The sequence below is a fragment of the Tellurirhabdus rosea genome (assembly GCF_026278345.1).
In the GTDB taxonomy this organism is placed as follows: domain Bacteria; phylum Bacteroidota; class Bacteroidia; order Cytophagales; family Spirosomataceae; genus Tellurirhabdus; species Tellurirhabdus rosea.
The window spans coordinates 3666283-3684162 of sequence record NZ_CP111085.1; the positions used below are offsets into that span (position 1 = coordinate 3666283).

At 58.6% G+C, this 17880-nt stretch carries 15 protein-coding genes; 10 read left to right on the top strand and 5 right to left on the bottom strand.

Features of this window, described 5'->3' with window-relative positions; translation table 11 throughout:
- Positions 1–5: 5 nt before the first annotated feature.
- The 5 genes from ORG26_RS15515 to ORG26_RS15535 are packed head-to-tail and all read left to right on the top strand — an operon-like array spanning position 6 to position 5751.
- Complete coding sequence (locus ORG26_RS15515; protein WP_266363312.1) at positions 6–2087, top strand: glycosyltransferase; 2082 nt, start codon at positions 6–8, stop codon at positions 2085–2087.
- Positions 2084–3361: a glycosyltransferase family 4 protein gene (locus ORG26_RS15520; RefSeq protein WP_266363314.1), complete on the top strand. Its 1278-nt coding sequence runs from the start codon at positions 2084–2086 to the stop codon at positions 3359–3361. The genes ORG26_RS15515 and ORG26_RS15520 overlap by 4 nt, the downstream gene beginning before the upstream one ends.
- Entirely contained in the window at positions 3342–3947 is a 606-nt protein-coding gene (locus tag ORG26_RS15525; protein ID WP_266363316.1) for a sugar transferase, read from the top strand. The genes ORG26_RS15520 and ORG26_RS15525 overlap by 20 nt, the downstream gene beginning before the upstream one ends.
- Before the next feature lie 11 nt (positions 3948–3958).
- The gene (locus ORG26_RS15530) at positions 3959–4621 is read left to right on the top strand and encodes a NeuD/PglB/VioB family sugar acetyltransferase (RefSeq protein WP_266363318.1); all 663 of its coding nucleotides are present in this window, start codon (positions 3959–3961) and stop codon (positions 4619–4621) included.
- Complete coding sequence (locus tag ORG26_RS15535) at positions 4618–5751, top strand: DegT/DnrJ/EryC1/StrS family aminotransferase (RefSeq protein ID WP_266363320.1); 1134 nt, start codon at positions 4618–4620, stop codon at positions 5749–5751. The genes ORG26_RS15530 and ORG26_RS15535 overlap by 4 nt, the downstream gene beginning before the upstream one ends.
- 51 nt (positions 5752–5802) lie before the next feature.
- Here the strand turns inward: ORG26_RS15535 and ORG26_RS15540 are convergent, their stop codons facing one another.
- The gene (locus tag ORG26_RS15540) at positions 5803–6204 is read right to left on the bottom strand and encodes a thioredoxin family protein (RefSeq protein WP_266369420.1); all 402 of its coding nucleotides are present in this window, start codon (positions 6202–6204) and stop codon (positions 5803–5805) included.
- Positions 6205–6438: 234 nt separating this feature from the next.
- Between ORG26_RS15540 and yihA the strand changes: the two genes are divergently transcribed.
- Together yihA and ORG26_RS15550 are read left to right on the top strand one after the other, a co-directional pair.
- Positions 6439–7050, top strand: coding sequence for a ribosome biogenesis GTP-binding protein YihA/YsxC (yihA, locus tag ORG26_RS15545; protein ID WP_266363322.1), 612 nt, complete (start codon positions 6439–6441; stop codon positions 7048–7050).
- A 134-nt stretch (positions 7051–7184) separates the two neighbouring features.
- Complete coding sequence (locus ORG26_RS15550; RefSeq protein WP_266363324.1) at positions 7185–7655, top strand: DUF5606 family protein; 471 nt, start codon at positions 7185–7187, stop codon at positions 7653–7655.
- 72 nt (positions 7656–7727) lie between these two features.
- On the opposite strand, the gene ORG26_RS15555 is transcribed toward ORG26_RS15550, so the two are convergent.
- Both ORG26_RS15555 and hemA read right to left on the bottom strand, forming a co-directional pair.
- Positions 7728–8345 (bottom strand): DUF4230 domain-containing protein, encoded by a 618-nt coding sequence (locus ORG26_RS15555; protein ID WP_266363326.1) that lies wholly within the window; start codon positions 8343–8345, stop codon positions 7728–7730.
- Between the two features lie 66 nt (positions 8346–8411).
- The gene (gene hemA / locus ORG26_RS15560; protein WP_266363328.1) at positions 8412–9707 is read right to left on the bottom strand and encodes a glutamyl-tRNA reductase; all 1296 of its coding nucleotides are present in this window, start codon (positions 9705–9707) and stop codon (positions 8412–8414) included.
- Between the two features lie 331 nt (positions 9708–10038).
- On the opposite strand from hemA, the gene ORG26_RS15565 reads away from it, so the two are divergent.
- Positions 10039–11307 (top strand): sensor histidine kinase, encoded by a 1269-nt coding sequence (locus ORG26_RS15565; RefSeq protein ID WP_266363330.1) that lies wholly within the window; start codon positions 10039–10041, stop codon positions 11305–11307.
- Between the two features lie 69 nt (positions 11308–11376).
- Here the strand turns inward: ORG26_RS15565 and ORG26_RS15570 are convergent, their stop codons facing one another.
- Positions 11377–11916, bottom strand: coding sequence for a hypothetical protein (locus ORG26_RS15570; protein WP_266363332.1), 540 nt, complete (start codon positions 11914–11916; stop codon positions 11377–11379).
- Between the two features lie 42 nt (positions 11917–11958).
- Here ORG26_RS15570 and ORG26_RS15575 point away from each other — a divergent pair, with 42 nt between their 5' ends.
- Positions 11959–13029 carry an acyl transferase gene (locus tag ORG26_RS15575; RefSeq protein ID WP_266363334.1) on the top strand — a complete coding sequence of 357 codons (1071 nt, stop codon included), beginning with the start codon at positions 11959–11961 and terminating at the stop codon, positions 13027–13029.
- Between the two features lie 87 nt (positions 13030–13116).
- On the opposite strand, the gene ORG26_RS15580 is transcribed toward ORG26_RS15575, so the two are convergent.
- Positions 13117–14268, bottom strand: coding sequence for a sigma-54-dependent transcriptional regulator (locus ORG26_RS15580; RefSeq protein WP_266363336.1), 1152 nt, complete (start codon positions 14266–14268; stop codon positions 13117–13119).
- A 392-nt stretch (positions 14269–14660) separates the two neighbouring features.
- Here ORG26_RS15580 and ORG26_RS15585 point away from each other — a divergent pair, with 392 nt between their 5' ends.
- Positions 14661–17879, top strand: a complete 3219-nt coding sequence (locus ORG26_RS15585) for a SusC/RagA family TonB-linked outer membrane protein (RefSeq protein ID WP_266363337.1) — start codon at positions 14661–14663, stop codon at positions 17877–17879.
- Position 17880: the final 1 nt, after the last annotated feature.

Sequence of the window (17880 nt, forward strand, 5' to 3'; positions counted from 1 at the left end):
AACCCATGACGCCCAGAGCACCGACCGTAACCATAGGATTGCCGTTCTACAATGCCGCGGCCTACCTCGACAACGCCATTCAATCCGTGGTCAATCAGACTTTTTCGGACTGGGAAATGATTCTGCTGGACGACGGCTCCACCGACGGAAGTGCCGCCGTTGCCCGGCGCTGGGCCAGCGACCCTCGCATCCGGCTGATTCTGGACGGACAGAACGAGGGATTGCCCGCTCGCCTGAATCAGATTGCCCGACTGGCCCGGGGGCGCTATCTGGCGCGAATGGACGCCGACGACGTGATGGCTCCGCACCGGCTGGCAACGCAGGTGGATTTTCTGGAAAGCAGCCCCGAAACGCATCTGGTGGCCTCTTTTGCCTACGTCATCGACACCCGGAACCGGGTCTACGGCTTTCGTGGCCGGGTAAAGCTGCCGGAAACCCTGCGGGAAGCCATCCGAGCTACGGCCATCATTCACCCAACCGTGATGGCCCGGCGCGAGTGGTTCCTGCAACATCCGTACGACCCGGCCTGGCGACGGTCGCAGGACCAGGAATTGTGGTTGCGGACGCTGTTTACCTCCCAATTTGCCGTAATACCGCAGCCCCTGCTGTTCTACCGGGAGCGCGGTTTGCCGTACGCCGCGAAATATCGCCGGACGGCGGCTGAACTGCAGCGGCTGGTCGTCCGGTACCGGCCCCGGCTCAGTGGGCCGACCGTCGCGTATTATTGGTTGCTGTTTAGTCTGAAAAGTTTCCTGTACACGCTGCTCAGCCGGCTGAAGCTGGAAAGCTGGCTGCTCCACCGACGCAACCGAACGCTGTCGCCCGAAGAAAGGAGGGAGGCCGAAACGCTGTTGCGCCGCGGTCTTAAACGGGGCGATACCGGGCCGACGAAGCCAGCGCCCGCGGTTGTCGTCACCCAGCTTTTCAGCGTTCCCGAGTCGCTGCTGTTTCTGGAAGGACAGATTCCGTATTTCCGAGAGCAGGGCTTCGAGGTGGAAGTCATGTGCGCGCCGGGCCAGGCGGCCCGGGAGTTTGCAGCCCGGACCCAGTGCCGTCTGACGCCTGTTCCTTTCCGCCGAACCCTTTCTCCGCTGTTGGACCTGCGCTGCCTGTTTCGGGTGTATCGGCATTTTCAGGAATCCCGGCCCCGCATCGTCCACGCCAACACCCCGAAAGCCGGACTACTGGGCATGCTGGCGGCCCGGCTGGCGGGCGTACCCGTCCGGGTCTACGAACTGCACGGATTGCCGCTGGAAAGCCAGCGCGGACCGATGCGCCGGGTGCTCTGGCTGACGGAATGGGTGAGCTGCCGGGTAGCTACCGTCGTGCTGGCCGTCAGCCCGTCGCTGAAAAAGCAGGCCCTGCATTACCGGCTGGTGACTCCGCAGAAAATTCAGGTGCTGGAAAACGGAAGTTGCAACGGCGTGGAGGCGGTGACCCGGTTTAATCCCGAACGGATTGACCCTGCCGACGTGGCGGAGCTTCGCCGGAACCTGCGGCTATCCGGCCGGGTCATCGGCTTCATCGGCCGACTGACGCGCGACAAGGGCCTCTCTGAACTGGTCGAAGCCTGGGCCGTCCTGCGTAGCCGATACCCGGACCTGACGCTGTTGCTCATTGGCGCGCCCGAACTGGGGTCGCTCAAGAAGGCTCCGCAGATAACGGCCTGGCTGGCCGACAGCCGGGTCCGCTGCCTGGGTTTTGTGCCGGACATCGAGCGGTATTACGCGCTGCTGGACGTTCTGGTGCTGCCAACCTACCGCGAAGGCCTGCCCCAGGTGCTGCTCGAAGCCGCCGCGATGCGGGTGCCGGTGGTAGCCAGCCGGGTGACGGGCGCTGTGGATGCGGTGGTGGAGCAGCAGACGGGCCTTTTCTGCGAACCGTTTTCGTCCGGGAGTCTGGTGCGGATGGTCGGCCGCTATCTGGAAGACCCGGAGTTGGCCAGAAAACACGGGGAGGCCGCCCGCCAGCGCGTCCTCGACCGCTACTCACCGCCCGCCATCTGGGCGGCCAAATACCGGCTTTACTGCCAGCTACTCGACGCCAAAGGAAGCCCTTCGCAGCCCATCGAACCCGTCACGGCATGAAAGTCCTGCTGATTCACCAGTTTTTTCTGCCACCGGAAGAGGCGGGCGGCCAGCGCTGGAACGAAACCAGCCGACTCTGGGCCACGAAAGGACATGCCGTTACGGTCATTGCGGGCATGGTTCACTACGGACGGGGCCGGAAATACGCCCACTGCCGGGGTCGCTGGGTGGTGGAAGAACACCCGGCGCCGGGCCTGCGGGTCATCCGGACCCATGTTTCAGACTGGTACAACCGCAACTGGGTCGGTCGGCTCTGGGGCTATGCCACTTTTCTGGCGTCCGGCTTCTGGGCGGCTCTTTTCCGGCTGCGGGAATCCTGCGATGTGGTGCTGGTGACCTCGCCGCCGCTGCTGCTCGGCCTGCTCGGCGTTGCCGTGGCCCGCTGGAAACGCCGCCCGCTGGTGACCGAAATCCGCGACCTGTGGCCCGATGCGCCAGTGCAGATGGGCGTCCTGAAAAATCGGTGGCTGGCGGGTCTCGCTTACGGCCTCGAACGGTGGCTGTATCGCCAGTCGGACCGGATCGTTGTCCTGACGCCGGGCTTCCGGCAGGTCCTGATCGAGCAGAAAGGCGTTTCCCCGGAGAAAATAGCCGTTCTGCCCAATGCCGCCGACTTTCACCTGACCGACCCGCTGCTCCAGTCGTTCGACCGAGCGGCGTTCCGTCGGGCGGCGTTCCGTCGGGCGGCGTTCCGTCGGGAAGAACCGGGGCACGAAGGCGGCTTCCGGGTGGTTTATGCCGGGGCGCTGGGGCGGGCCAACCGGCTGGAGCCGTTGCTGGAAGCCGCCCGTTTGCTGAAAGACGAACCCGTGGAATTTCTGCTGATCGGCGACGGCATGGAAAGGCCGCAGCTCGAACGCCGGGCCCGCGAGGCCCAACTGACCAACGTGCGGTTTCTGCCGTTCCTGCCCCGGGAAGAAGCGTTTCGCTGCATTCTGGCGGCGGACTTGGGGGTCGTGACGATGCAGCCGCAGCCGGTTTTCCGGACGATGTACGCCAACAAAATGTTCGAATACATGGCCGCCCGCAAGCCGGTGCTGATGGCCATCGACGGACTTTCCCGCGAATTGATCGAAAAAGCCGGGGCGGGCGTGTTCGTGCAGCCGGACAACCCGGACGACTGGGCCGAAAAAATCCGGGAGTACGTTACTTTTCCCGAAAAAGGCATCCTACAGGGTAAGAACGGCTACGCCTACGCACAGGCGCATTTCGACCGGACGATGATTGCCCAACAATATCTGGAACTGATTCAGCATGTATCCAAAAGGCGGTAAACGATTGCTGGACCTGGCTGCGGCGACCCTTCTCCTCGCGCTGCTGTGGCCCGTGCTGCTGGCACTGATGCTGTGGCTGGCGGTCACTGCTGGCGGCAACCCTTTTTTTCGTCAGAAACGACCGGGGAAAAACGGCCGGATTTTCGGTGTCCTGAAACTGCGAACCATGAACGATCGGCGCGGCCCGACCGGCGAACTGCTGCCTGACAGCCAGCGGCTGACGCCCATCGGCCGCTGGCTTCGGAAAACGTCTCTGGACGAACTGCCGCAGCTCTGGAACGTCCTGCGCGGAGACATGAGCCTCGTGGGGCCGCGGCCCCTGCTGGTGGAGTATCTGCCGCTGTACTCCGACCGGCAGCGGAGGAGGCATGAGGTTCGCCCCGGCATTACGGGCTGGGCGCAGGTGAATGGCCGCAACGCCCTTGCGTGGACGGCCAAATTTGAACACGATATCTGGTACGTGGAAAATCTGTCGCTGAAAACGGACCTGCTGATTCTGGGCCTCACCCTCCGGAAAGTGCTCCGGGCGGAAGGCGTCAACGCCGATTCCAGCACGACGATGGAGCGTTTTTCGGGCAATTTCTGACTCGATTTTTTATGAAAAAAGACATTGCCATCTACGGCGCGGGCGGTCTGGGAAGAGAAATCCTGATGCTTATTCAGCAGATCAATGCGCTGCGGGGCGAGACTTGGAGCATGATCGGGTTTTTCGATGATGGGCTAGCCGCCGGGCAACTGATTCACGGCTACCCGGTCCTAGGCGGAATAGCCGAGCTGAACGGGCATCCGGGGCCGCTGGCGGTCGTGGTGGCCGTAGGCAATCCGGGGGTGAAACGCCGCCTGGTGGCTGCCATCCGGTCGCCGGTGGTTTTCTTTCCCAGCCTGATTCACCCGTCGGTAGCCCTGTTCGACTTCCAGCAGGTGACGGTGGGGGCGGGCTGCCTCGTGTGCGCGGGAACGACGCTGACCGTGGACATTGTCCTCGGCTGCCATGTGCTGCTCAATCTGCACTGCACGGTCGGGCACGACAGCCGCATCGGAGACTTTTGTTCGCTGATGCCGTCGGTAAACGTTTCGGGCGATGTAAAGCTGGACGAAGCGGTCTACGTCGGCACCGGCGCCAGCCTCATCAACGGAGTGGCCGTAGGCCGGAATGCCGTGGTGGGCGCGGGCGCGGTGGTGGTCCGGTCCTTACCGGCCGACTGCACGGCTACGGGTATCCCGGCCCGACCCATCAAGTTTCACGCTGTTTCTGCATGAAAACCGAAATCTGGCTTTCGCCGCCTCATCTGAGCGGCAACGAACAGGCTTATGTTCAGGAAGCGTTCGAGACCAACTGGGTTGCGCCGCTCGGCCCGCATGTCGATGCGTTCGAACGGGCGCTCTGCCAGCGGACCGGGGCCGGTCATGCCGCCGCACTGTCGTCGGGAACGGCGGCCCTGCACCTGGCGCTGGTGCTGCTGGGCGTAGGCCCAGGCGACGAAGTGCTGTGCCAGTCGCTGACGTTTGCGGCCAGCGCCAACCCCATCGTTTATCAGGGTGCCCGGCCGGTTTTTGTGGACAGCGAGCCGTCTACCTGGAATCTTTGCCCCGGGGCGCTGGAGGAGGCATTGGCGGACCGGATTCGGTGGGGCAAACGTCCGAAGGCGGTCATCGCTGTGGATTTGTACGGCATGCCCGCCCGTTGGGACGAGCTGACGGCTGTCTGTTCGCGGTACGAAGTGCCGTTGATCGAGGATGCCGCCGAGGCGCTGGGTTCGGTGTACCGGGGTCGGCCCTGCGGTTCGTTCGGGCGGCTGTCGGTGCTGTCGTTCAACGGAAACAAAATCATCACGACCTCCGGCGGGGGCGCCCTGCTTTCGGCCGACCCGCTGCTGATCGAACAGGCCCGCTGGCTAGCCATGCAGGCCCGCGACCCGGCGCCCCATTACCAGCATTCCCGGATTGGGTACAACTACCGCCTGAGCAACGTCTGCGCCGGCATCGGGCGGGCACAACTGGAAGTGCTGGCCGACCGGGTTGCGCGGCGCCGGGCCACGTATGCGTTTTACCGGCATCACCTCGCGCCGCGGCCGGGTTTTGGTTTTCTGCCGGAACCGGAAGGGTGTTTTTCCAACCGCTGGCTTTCCTGCGTTACCATTGACCCTGAAGAGGCGGGCATCACCCGCGAAGACCTCCGGCTTGCGCTGGTGGCCCGCGGCATCGAATCCCGGCCGCTGTGGAAACCGCTGCACCGGCAGCCGGTCTTTGCGGAGTGTCCGTTTTATGGCTCCGGGCTGGCCGACGAGCTGTTCCGGACGGGGCTTTGCCTGCCTTCGGGCTCCAGCCTGACGGAGGGGCAGCGGGAAGAAATTCTCGGCGTTATCCGGGCGGCCTGTCCGGTGGTCTGAAAAAGAAAAAGCGGCCGAACGACCGCTTTTCTTTATTATTCAAATGAAAGGTTACTTGACACTTTTTCCGGCGGCGAGCAGTTCCTGCGGGTTCTGGTACCCGAGGATTTTCTTGACCACCTTGCCGTTGCCGTCGATGAACAGCAGCGTGGGGTAGCCTTCGAGCGGATAACGCTGGGATAGCATCACGCCCTCGCCTTTTTCCATATCCATCTTGACGTTGATGAAGCGCTTGTTGAAGTAATCGGCGACTTCTTTCTTCGTGAAGACGTTCTTCTGCAGCAGTTTGCAGGGACCGCACCACTCGGCGTAGGCGTCCAGAAAGATCAGCTTCTTCTCCGTTTTGGCCTTTTTCAAAATAGCCGCCCACTGGGCGTTGGTAAACTGAATGCCGGGTTCTGGCTTGTCACCGGCTGCACTTGAGTTCCAGACCAGCCCGAGCATCAACAGCATCAGGGACATCAGACGGATACGCTTCATAGAACAAGATAGATTCATTTTGTTGGAATTATAACGCCAAAGCCCGGGCCTTTCGTTTCCGGGTATTTGAAAAAGAGGTCGTCATTTCGTCAAACTTTACGACCTTTGTCGGTACCTACGGGCTGTACCCGCGGGCCGTACCCACGGACTTTAGCCCGTGACTACGAAAATACAAGCGATACGGGCTAAAGCCTGTGGATACACGCTATGCAAATCAAGAAAGCCGAATTCATCACCAGCAATACGGACCCCGCCAAGTGTCCGAAACCCGATAAGCCGGAATACGCCTTTATCGGTCGCTCGAACGTGGGCAAATCCTCGCTCATCAACATGCTGGCCAACCGCAAAAGCCTCGCCAAAACCTCCCAGACGCCCGGTAAGACGCAGCTCATCAACCATTTTCTGATCGACGACAAATGGTATCTGGTCGACCTTCCGGGCTACGGTTTCGCCAAAGTTAGCAAAACCTCACGGGAGAAATGGGAAAAAATGATTCACGATTACCTGACCAGCCGCGAAAACCTGGTCTGTACCTTCGTGCTCATCGACGGCCGTATTCCGCCCCAGGCCAATGACCTGCAGTTTATGGAGTGGCTCGGCGAGCATAATCTGCCCTTTGTCATGGTTTTCACCAAAACCGAGAAGGTCGGGGTGAATATCATCAAAAAATCGATTGCCGATTACCACAAAACCATGCGGCAGACCTGGGCCGACGTGCCGCCGCATTTTGTCACTTCCTCGGTCATCGGACGGGGTCAGGACGAGATTCTGGCGTATATCGACGAATTGAACCGGGAATACAATGAAGCGGCCAGATAAGGGTGTCGCCGGAGGGATTTCAACCGATTTTTATCGCTTTTAATCTGCTGACTCCGTTTAATCCGTGCATCCATTCCCGTATCTTTGTACCATTATTCATGATCATTAAACCACATTACTACTATCCTTTATAAATGGAAGCGCTGAGAGAAGTAGCAAACATTGCCGGAAAAAGTGGTCTGTACCGTATCCTGAAGCCAAGCCGCTCCGGTGTTGTGGTCGAATCGCTGGACGACAAAAAAACCAAGGAACTGATCGGACCCACCGCCCGCGTGTCTGTCCTGAAAGATATTTCGATTTATACCGATAACGAGCAGGAATCGGCTCCGCTGGGCGACGTTTTCGGGGCAATTTTTGCCAAATACGGAGACAACCTGCCCGTAGTGGCCAAAAGCGCATCCAACAGCGAGCTGGCCGATTTTCTGGCGGAGGTGCTTCCGGAATACGACCGCGACCGGGTACACATGTCGGACGTGAAGAAGCTCATCACCTGGTATGGTATCCTGCGGACCAACATGCCGGAAGCGTTCGAAGCGGCGGCCCCGGCCGAAGCGTCGTCTGAAGAATCCGTGGAAACGCCGGAAGGCGAAACCGCCGCTGAATAAGCAGACTGGATCGACCAACCCATACGAAATCCACCCGGCCCGGCCGAAGGTGGATTTTTTATGGCTGATAGCTTACCGAAGCGGGGCCAGTCTGGCTTTGGGCCGGGTGACGAGAAACACCTTTTTGCCGGACACTTTTTCCAGAAACGGCTTCAGAATTTTGTCCGCATTTTCCCGGGTCTGTTCCAGAATGCCGCTTTGCAGCGCCGACTGCCGGATCTGCACTTCGGCCTGACGGTACGCTTCGGTGACCAGACCGGCCTCCTCGAAGAGGGCGTATTCCGTATTGTACACCTTCGAGCGGTCGTGGTTGATGCGGTAGGTGCAGAGTTCGGGGTCGGGGAGGTGCACCACCAGCGTATCGCCCTGCGTGGCCACGTCTTCCGCCTTGATTTGGGTTAAATCCAGGCAGCCGACGGCTTCGCCTTCCACAATCAGCACCGCTCTGGGGTTGGGCAGCCACTGCCGCATCTGCTCATGTTCGACCACGTCCTTGAAGCGGTAGCGCACCAGCTCCAGCTTGCCCAGCGCCGTAACTTCCTGCAGGACAATGCTGTGAACCGTTTCTTCAGAGCGGGTAAAGCGCCGGAAGAACGAGCCGCTGCGCAGTTGTTCCCAGAGCGCAATCAGCCCCATCACAAAAATAAACAGCAGAAAAAGCCGGAGAAGGGCGTTGAGGAGTCGGGTCATAGCCTATTAACGAAAATCCCGGCCAGAATCGTCGGGTCGGGATTTTCGCAATGTATTTATCAAAGGTTAGAACGGTCGTTTCGGTCCGTCCTGCGGCGTCTGGGCGGGCTGTTTTTCCAGATCAAAGAGGTCGGTGAGGACATCGATAAGGGTATCAGCCTCGCCGCGTTTGCAGGCGGCTTTCAGTTGCAGCACAGGCAGTTTGATGATTTTCTGCATGATGCCGCGGGTAATCTTGTCAATTTTTTCAGATTCTTCGTCCGTCAGGTTCTTCAGATGGCGGGCGATTTCCTCCTTACGGATCTGCTCCAGCGCATTCTTGAATTTGTTGATCGTCGGCGAAACGACCATCTCCCGCGACCAGTCATTGAACTCAACCATCGACTGGTCAATAATAGCTTCCACCTGCGGAATGGCGGCCACCCGGCGGCCCAGCGCTTCGTCGGCGCGGTTGCGGATGTGGTCGATGTTGTACAGCAGCACGCCCGGAATCTGTTCGACGCCCGCGTCTACACTGCGGGGGACCGACAGGTCGATGAAATATTTGTAAGTCAGCGCATTCAGGTTCGACAGACGGGCAGGCGTAAACAGCGGCTCGTCCATCATGACCGACGAGATGATGACGTCTGCCCCGCTCACTTCGGCGTCCAGATCGGCAAAATCCGCGACACGGAAGCCAAACTGTCCGGCCATCCGCTCCGACTTGGCGCGGGTCCGGTTGCAGAGCGTGATGCGCTTGAGGTTTCGGGCGGCGAGGTTTTTGACCACGTCGGCTCCGATTTCGCCCAGGCCCACGACCAGCACGGAAGGGTTGGCGTACTCGCCCAGCAGTTCTTCGATTAATTCAACGGCGGCGTAGGAGACCGAAGCGGCTCCGTCGCGGAAGCTGGTTTCTTGGGCAACCCGTTTGTTGGTGAAGAAGATCGTGTGCATCAGCCGGTGCAGGAACGGGCCTGCCACGTCCATATCGGCCGAAAGCTGGTAGGCCTGCTTGACCTGATTCGGAATCTGCATATCCCCGACCACCTGCGAATGCAGACCCGTGCAGACCTCAAAGAGGTGACGCACAGCTTCATTGGCGGTATTGTACAGGTGGAAATAAGGAAGATAGTCGTCGGTGTTCGTCAGGCCTTTTTCAATCAGGAGGAGGCGGGCAATCTCGGTATTGTGATTTTCGGCGGCGGCGTAGTACACCTCCGTCCGGTTGCAGGTTGAAATGACCAGCAGATCGGATACCTCGAACACATCCCGCAGCTTGAGCAGAAACTGACGGGTTTCGTCTTCGTTTAATGCAATTAGCTCGCGAACAGCCAGCGGAGCCGTTTTGTAAGAGAGACTAACTGATTTAAATGAATCGTACATATTACTGATTGAAACTAACGTACAAAATTAATGCACAATGCCCAATTAAGAAACACCTATTTACCGGTTTCAGTTTGTACTTTTATTATTTAGAAACCTTATAAACTGTTACAAAGTTAACCCCTGTTCGGTTCCGTTTCCAACTCGACTCAGGTGAAGTTGTAAACAAAGGCATTGAAATGGTACAAACAGACGTTAAGTCGTAAAATCGTTTGTAAAATTACAACGGTTCCGGAGCCGGGCGCATGAGGCTGGTCAGCCTCCTGTCTGATCCTCGTCAACAGGAATAGCCGCCTGAATCAAACCGGCGTCCGATTTTGTTTATCCGATGATGCTGAAGTCTTTTGATATTTATGGTCAGCGTAACACGCTGAAAATCATCGTGGCCCTGAATCTGCTGCTGCTCGGTACGGCCTCCTGGCTGTTTACAAGCCGCCTGGTGGACCAGCTCGAAAAACGGGAAGAACGGTACGTGCAGCTCTTCGCCAAGGCCATGGCCTACGCCTACAAAACGGACGTGAACGACGACATCAACTTTGTCATGCAGGAGATTATTCTGATGAACGACCTGCATGAGATTCCGTTCATCTACGTCGACGAACGCGGCGAGCCGACCATCGACCGGTTCACCGACATTCCGCAGGATTTTCCGGAGGCCAAGCGGCACGCGCTGGTGCGGCAGAAAATGGCGGAAATCAAGAACGATCACCCGCCGATCGAGGTGGATCTGGGAGAAGGGCGCAAAGGGTACGTGTATTATAGCAACTCGTTTCTGCTGACGCAGTTGCGCTATTTCCCGTATGTCGAACTGGTTTCGCTGATGGTGCTCGGTTTTCTGGCGTATCTGGCCTTCAGTTCGGCCCGGCGGGCGGAGCAGAACCGGGTCTGGGTCGGGCTGGCCAAGGAAACGGCCCACCAGCTGGGCACGCCGCTTTCGTCGCTGATGGCCTGGGTGGAGTATTTCCGCTCCGATCCGGCCGTGGACGAATCCATTGCCGACGAAATCGAAAAGGACGTAAAGCGGCTGGAAACCATCGCGGCCCGCTTCTCCAGCATCGGGTCCGTTCCGACGCTGCGCAGCGAGGATTTGTACGAAACCGTGAGCAATTTTATCAGCTATCTGGAGCCGCGCATCTCCACGAAGGTCCGGATGAGTATCGTCAACGAACTGCCGGAGGGCTTCCAGGTACACATCAACAAGCTGCTATTTGAGTGGGTGATCGAGAATATATGCAAAAACGCCGTGGATGCGATGGGCGGTATCGGTAGCCTCACCCTCCGGCTGCAGCCCATTGCCCAGCGCCGTCGTCCGGGCGAAACGGCGCGGGTCAACGACGTGGCCATCGACATTACCGATACGGGAAAAGGCATCAGCAAGGCCAATCTGGCGAAAGTGTTCACCCCCGGTTACAGCACCAAAAAACGCGGCTGGGGCCTGGGCCTGACGCTAGCCAAACGGATCATCGAGGAATACCACGAAGGACGGCTGTTCGTCAAACACTCGGAAATCGGCAAGGGAACGACGTTCCGCATTCTGCTCCGGGAAAGTACCGCGGCGGTCCGTCCGGTGCCGGAGAAGGTAAGTCAGGATGCCGCCTGAGGACCGAAAACAACAAGGGCGTCCGGGCCGGGCAAACCCTGGCCGCAAACGCCCTTGCTGGCTGATTTTTTAGAAAAGCAGCGGAAGCGAAATGGTATCGCTCTCGATGACGTTGCTGGTTCTGAGAGCCCGGTCACGGATGCGGATGGAGAACTTGAGCGGCGTCATCCGGTAGCCGCGGAAGTACGTAAAGTTCTGGGAAAAATTAAGCGTCCCTTCAATCGGTCCGGCCTTCTCGCTCTTGTACAGGCGCGGAAAAAACAGCTTTCGGTTGGTCGGAAAATCAACCTCGATAAACTGGCCCTTGTCGTAGCGGAAAGCGCGCAGTTCGTAGTTGCCCCAGTCTCTGTATCGGGTATTCAGCAGCACGGTGTCGCTGCGTTCTTCGGCCGAGATGCCCAGATCGCCGTCGCCGTCCCGGTATTTGAAGGAAATGACCAGCGAGTCGGCGCGGGCACCCGAAAAGCCTTCCGTGGTCGGGTAGGAGACAACACTCGCGTTGGAGATTTCAGGCGTGAACGAAAAGTCCGGCTTGTCGAGACAGGCCGTCAAAACGGCAGCGATTCCCAAAAAAAGCAGGCTGTAGTGAATAAATCGCTTCGGCATCATGTTAGTAGAGTATTGTCAAATCGTTAATCCAGTCTGGCTTACATGAATAAGCCCATTTTGAATAGTCCGGCGGCGGAAACCCGGCGCGTGTTACGGGAGCGAATCCTGCGGGCCAATGCGGCCGGGTTTGAAGCGCTGGCGCTGGACGTTTTCCGGTACCAGGTCGTTCACAACCCCGTTTACCGCCGGTATGTTGGCTACCTGTCCATCCGTCCCGAACAGGTGACGGATTTGCACCGGGTACCGTTTATGCCCATCAGTTTCTTCCGGCATCATGCTGTCCGGACCCAGGCCGAGGTGCATCCGTTGGAAACACCGCTCGTTTTTGCCAGCAGCGGCACCACGGGCAGCGAGACGAGCCGGCACCATGTGCCCGACGAAGCGCTCTACGATGCCGTCAGTCAGCGGATTTTCGAGGAAACCTACGGGCCGCTGGTCAACTTCCACATCCTGGCCCTGTTACCGTCGTATCTTGAACGAAATAACTCGTCGCTGGTGTATATGGTTCGACGCTTTATTGAAAAAGCGGCCTCCCCGGTTTCCGGTTTTTTCCTGAACAATACCGACGATCTGACGGCCACCCTCCGCCGCCTGGCTGAGGCCCCGGACGGACGCAAAATTCTGCTCATCGGCGTCACCTTCGGGCTGCTCGACTGGGCAGAATCCGGCACCGACTTCGCCTTTCTGCGAAACCTGCCGAACCTGATCGTGATGGAAACGGGCGGGATGAAAGGCCGCCGCCGCGAACTCCTGCGGGAAGAGGTGCACGCCATCCTGACGGGCCGGCTCGGCGCCCCGCAAATTCATTCGGAATATGGCATGACGGAATTGCTTTCGCAAGCGTATTCGTCGGGAGAGGGAATATTTCGGCCGTCGGCAACGCTGCGGGTGCTGCTTCGCGACGTCAACGACCCGTTTCATCTGCTTCGTCCGGAATCGACCACGCGGCTGACGGGCGGCATCAATGTCGTGGACCTGGCCAACCTCGATTCGTGCAGCTTCATCGAAACCCAGGACCTCGGCCAGTTCATCCCCGACCAGCCCGACGCCTTCCGCGTCATCGGGCGATTCGACAACTCGGACATCCGGGGATGCAATTTAATGATTGAATGACTGAATGATTGAATGACTGATTCGCTCCGCCCGGTTCTAATCTGCGGAGCGAATCAGTCATTCAGTCATTCAATCATTCAAAATTTTCTATGCGTAGAGCTCCACGTCTCCCTTCGTAATCTTATCCCCGCACATGATAACGAGGCGTTCGACGACGTTGCGCAGTTCGCGGACGTTGCCGGTCCACGGAAGCGACTGCATGTAGGTCATGGCGTCGGGGAGGATTTCCTTCGGCGGGGCTCCGTATTCGTCGGCGATGTCCTGGAGGAATTTTTCGGCCAGCAGCGGAATGTCTTCGCGGCGGTCGGTCAGGGGCGGCACGTGGATGCGGATGACGCTCAGGCGGTGGAAAAGGTCTTCGCGGAAGTTGCCCTCCCCAATTTCCTTCTTCAGTTCCTTGTTCGTGGCGGCGATGACGCGGACGTTGATCTTGATTTCCTTGTCGCCGCCTACCCGCGTGATTTTGTTCTCCTGCAGGGCCCGCAGCACTTTGGCCTGGGCCGAAAGGCTCATGTCGCCGATCTCATCGAGGAAAAGCGTCCCGCCGTCGGCCTGCTCGAACTTGCCGATGCGCCGGGCTGAGGCCCCCGTAAAGGCACCTTTTTCGTGTCCAAAAAGTTCGCTTTCAATGAGTTCGCTCGGAATGGCGGCGCAGTTGACTTCCACGAGCTGCCGGTTGGCGCGGGTGCCCCGCTCGTGAATCTGCTTGGCGACCATCTCTTTGCCCGAACCGTTGGGACCGGTGATGAGTACACGCGCCTCGGTCGGCGCGACGCGGTCGATGGTTTCCTTCACCCGGCGAATGGGGTCCGATTCCCCGACAATTTCGTTGAGCTTATAAATCCGGCGTTTGAGCGTCTTGGTTTCCTGCACCAGTTTGGAGCGGTCGAGCGCGTTTCGGACCGTCACGAGCAGGCGGTTCAGATCGGGTGGTTTGGTGATGAAGTCGAACGCGCCACGCTTGGTGGCCTCTACGGCGTTTTCCACGTTTCCGAAGGCCGAAATCATAATGAACTGGGTGCCCCGTCCGGCTTCGCTGGCCTTCAGCAGGACCTCCAGACCGTCCATTTTCGGCATCTTAATGTCACAGAGGGCCACGTCATATTCGTTTTTCAGAATCAGATCAAGACCTTCTTCGCCATCTTTCGCTTCTTCTACTTCATATCCTTCGTATTCGAGGATGTCACGCAGCGCCGCCCGGATGCTTTTTTCATCGTCAACGATGATCAGTTTAGCCATACAGGGATAAAGATTACACCACTACCGAACGAGTATTCGGTTTGGTCTATCTGGTTGAGTATCGTTTAGAAAGGTTGAAGTTAACAGGAGGTGACGCCATAATGCAACACCCGCGCTATTTTTTTGCCAAAACAGATCGGGTCTTCTCCGGGAATCCCCGTGGCGACCCTGTTTTTCAGTTCCTGTCCGGACAGATAAGTCAGTCGGCCGAATACTCTACTGTAAAAGCAGACTCTTCCGTTTTCATCAATAAATGTCTATTTATTTTTACTTAAGTAGAATCTTTGTCAAAATAATCTTTATAAAGTAATATAGCGGCTTAATACATAACCCATTAATAACCCAGATCATCTACATTACTTACCAATTTCCTAACCTTTATTAATCTTTTTATGCGTCATCTTCTACTTATCCGCTGTCTGCTGACAGTTTGGCTGGGGGCTATGCTGGTAGCGGGCACCCAGGCGCAGGACCGCCGCGTGACAGGAACCGTGATTTCGGGGAAAGACCAGCAGCCCATTCCGGGGGCAAACATTGTGGTTAAAGGGAGTTCTACGGGTACAACGTCAGACGCAAACGGACGCTTTGCCATCAGCGTACCGTCTGGTAATTCGGTGCTCATCATCAGCTCGATTGGTTTTCAGAGTCAGGAGACAGCCGTAGGTAACCAGGCACAGCTAACGATTACACTCGCCGAATCGACCCAGAGCCTCGATGAAGTCGTGGTCACGGCGCTGGGTATCAAGAAAGAAGCCAAAAAACTGGGCTACGCCACCGCCAACGTCAGCCCGGAGCAGATCACGACCAACCGGACGGTGAACTTTGTCAACGCCCTGCAGGGAAAAATTGCCGGGGTCAACATCAGTTCCCTGGGTACCGGGGCCGCCGGAACCTCGAAGATCCGGATTCGCGGGCAGTCGTCGTTCTCCGGGCAGAACAACCCGCTGATTGTGGTCAACGGGGTGCCGATCGACAACACCAACTTCGGCCAGAACAACGGAAACGTCGGCGGGGATAACTCCATCGGCGGCCGCGACCGGAACTACTCCGACGGCGGCGACGGCCTTTCGTCCATCAACCCCGACGATATCGAGGGCATGACCGTGCTGAAAGGCGCTACGGCCGCGGCCCTCTACGGCTCCCGGGCCAAGGACGGCGTCATCATGATTACGACCAAAACGCGTGGCGCCGGGCAGGGCATCGGCGTGGTCTACAACACGAACTTCACCACGGACCAGCCGATGGATCTGACCGATTTTCAGTACGAATACGGACAGGGCGAATACGGCGTCCGGCCCACGGCGGCCAACCCCACCTCGGGCGTGTGGAGCTTCGGCGAAAAATTCCAGCCGGGCATGACGCAGGTGCTTTTCGGCGGCCTGACGGTGCCGTATGCGCCCGTGCGCAACCGCATCCGGGATTTTTACCGCACCGGCACTACCTGGACCAATTCCGTGGCGGTGTCTTCGGGCAACGACCGGGGCGGCTTCAATCTCTCGGTCGCCAATACGGACAACAAAGGCATCACGCGGAACAACACCTACAACCGGAAAACCCTCAACCTGGGCTTCAGCTACGATCTTTCGAAAAAGCTGAACGTTTCGGGTGCGATGAACTATTCGATTGAGGACAACAAAAACCCGCCCCAGATTGCGCAGCAGGACAACAGTACGCCGACGGTCATTTATACCCTCGCCAACTCGATGCCGCTGGACGTGCTGGAAGCCAACCAGATCAATCCGGCAACGGGGAATGAGTTTATCTGGACGCGTTTCCAGAACCGGACCAACCCGTATTTCGTCCTCAGCCGGAAATTCGAGAACATCCGCCGCGACCGCCTCTTTGGCAACATCGCCGCCAAGTACAACTTCACCGACTGGCTGTATCTGCAGGGCCGGGTAGGGCAGGACTACTGGTCGCGGGACCAGGATTACAACTTCCCGACGGGGCAGGCTTCGCTGGCCGCGGCTCCGGCCGGTTTCGTCAACGGGGCGTACGTGCAGGAAGCCCGCCGCTTCCGGGAGGTCAACGCCGACTTCCTCATCGGCGCGAACCGGCGTTTCGGTAAGTTTGGCCTCGACATCACGGCGGGCGGCAACCAGCTCTACCGCCGCAGCGACGTGAACAGCGTGCTGGTGACCGACTTCATCGTGCGGGACCTGTACACGCCGCAGAACGGCCGCGTAAAAGATCCGACCTACGGACTCAGCGAGCGTAAGGTGAACTCCCTCTACGGAGCCGCCGAATTTTCGTACAACGATTTCCTTTACCTGAACGTCACGGCCCGGAATGACTGGTTCTCGACGCTCGCGCCGGGCAACCGCAGCATTCTGTACCCGTCCGTGACGGGAAGCTTCGTGTTCTCGCAGGCCTTCAACACCCTGCCCGAATGGATCAACTTCGGTAAAATCCGGGCCGCTTATGCCGAAGTGGGCAGCGATGGCGACGTACCCCCGTATTCCAACAACCTGTTCTACAGCGTCGGGGCCAACCTCTTCCCGAACCCCGCCGGATTGGGGCAGCCCGTTGGTAACATTACGTCCAACACCGTACCGAGCGCCACGCTGAAGCCCAGCCGCACGGCGGAAACGGAAGTCGGTCTGGAACTGAAAATGTTCAACAACCGCGTTGGCCTCGACTTTACGTATTACAATAAAATCACAAGCGACCAGATCGTTTCGGCCCAGGCTTCCGACGCCTCGGGCTACACCAACCGCCTGATCAACAGCGGGCAGAGCCGCAACCGGGGCGTCGAACTGTTGCTGAACCTGAGTCCCCTCCGGACGAAGGATTTCTCCTGGGACATTACGCTGAACGGCTCGTACAACGAAACGCTGCTGCTGCGGCTGCTGACGGACGATAACGGCGTCGGCGACCGGGATTACAACAAAGACGGCCAGCCCGAGCAGATTGTGGTCGGCAACGGAATTTACGTGGGTGATCTCCGCCACGTGGTGGGTCAGCCGCTGGCCCAGTTGTACACCTTCGGCTACCAGCGCGACGCCCAGGGCCGGATCATCCACGGCGGCGACGGTCTGCCGCTGCGCACGGCCACCCCAATTTCGTTCGGCTCAGCCCTGCCGAATCATGTGGGCGGGATTACCAACACGTTCAATTACAGAGGGGTGAGCCTGTCGTTCCTGATTGATTACAAACTGGGCGGCAACATGATTTCGGGCACCAACCTGAACACCTTCCGGCACGGTCTGCACAAGGAAACACTCATTGGCCGCGGCGATGCCGACAACCGGATGGTGGGCGTAGGCGTCAACGAGCGGGGTGAGCCCAACGCCGTCCGGGCTTTCGTGCAGGACTACTATTCGGTAGGCCGTTCGCGGAGCCTGGGTGAGCAGGTCATCTACAACGCCGGTTTCTGGAAGCTGCGTCAGATTACGGTCGGCTATGACTTCACCCGGCACCTGCCGCGCAACCTGTTCATCAAAGGCGTCCGCCTGAATGCCGTGGCCAACAACGTCGCTATTCTGAAAAAGTGGGTGCCGAATATCGATCCGGAGCAGTTTGGCTTTAGCTCTGATAACCTCGTTGGTCTGGAGTCAACGGGCCTGCCCACCACCCGCAGTATTGGTTTTAACCTGAATGTCAGATTCTGAT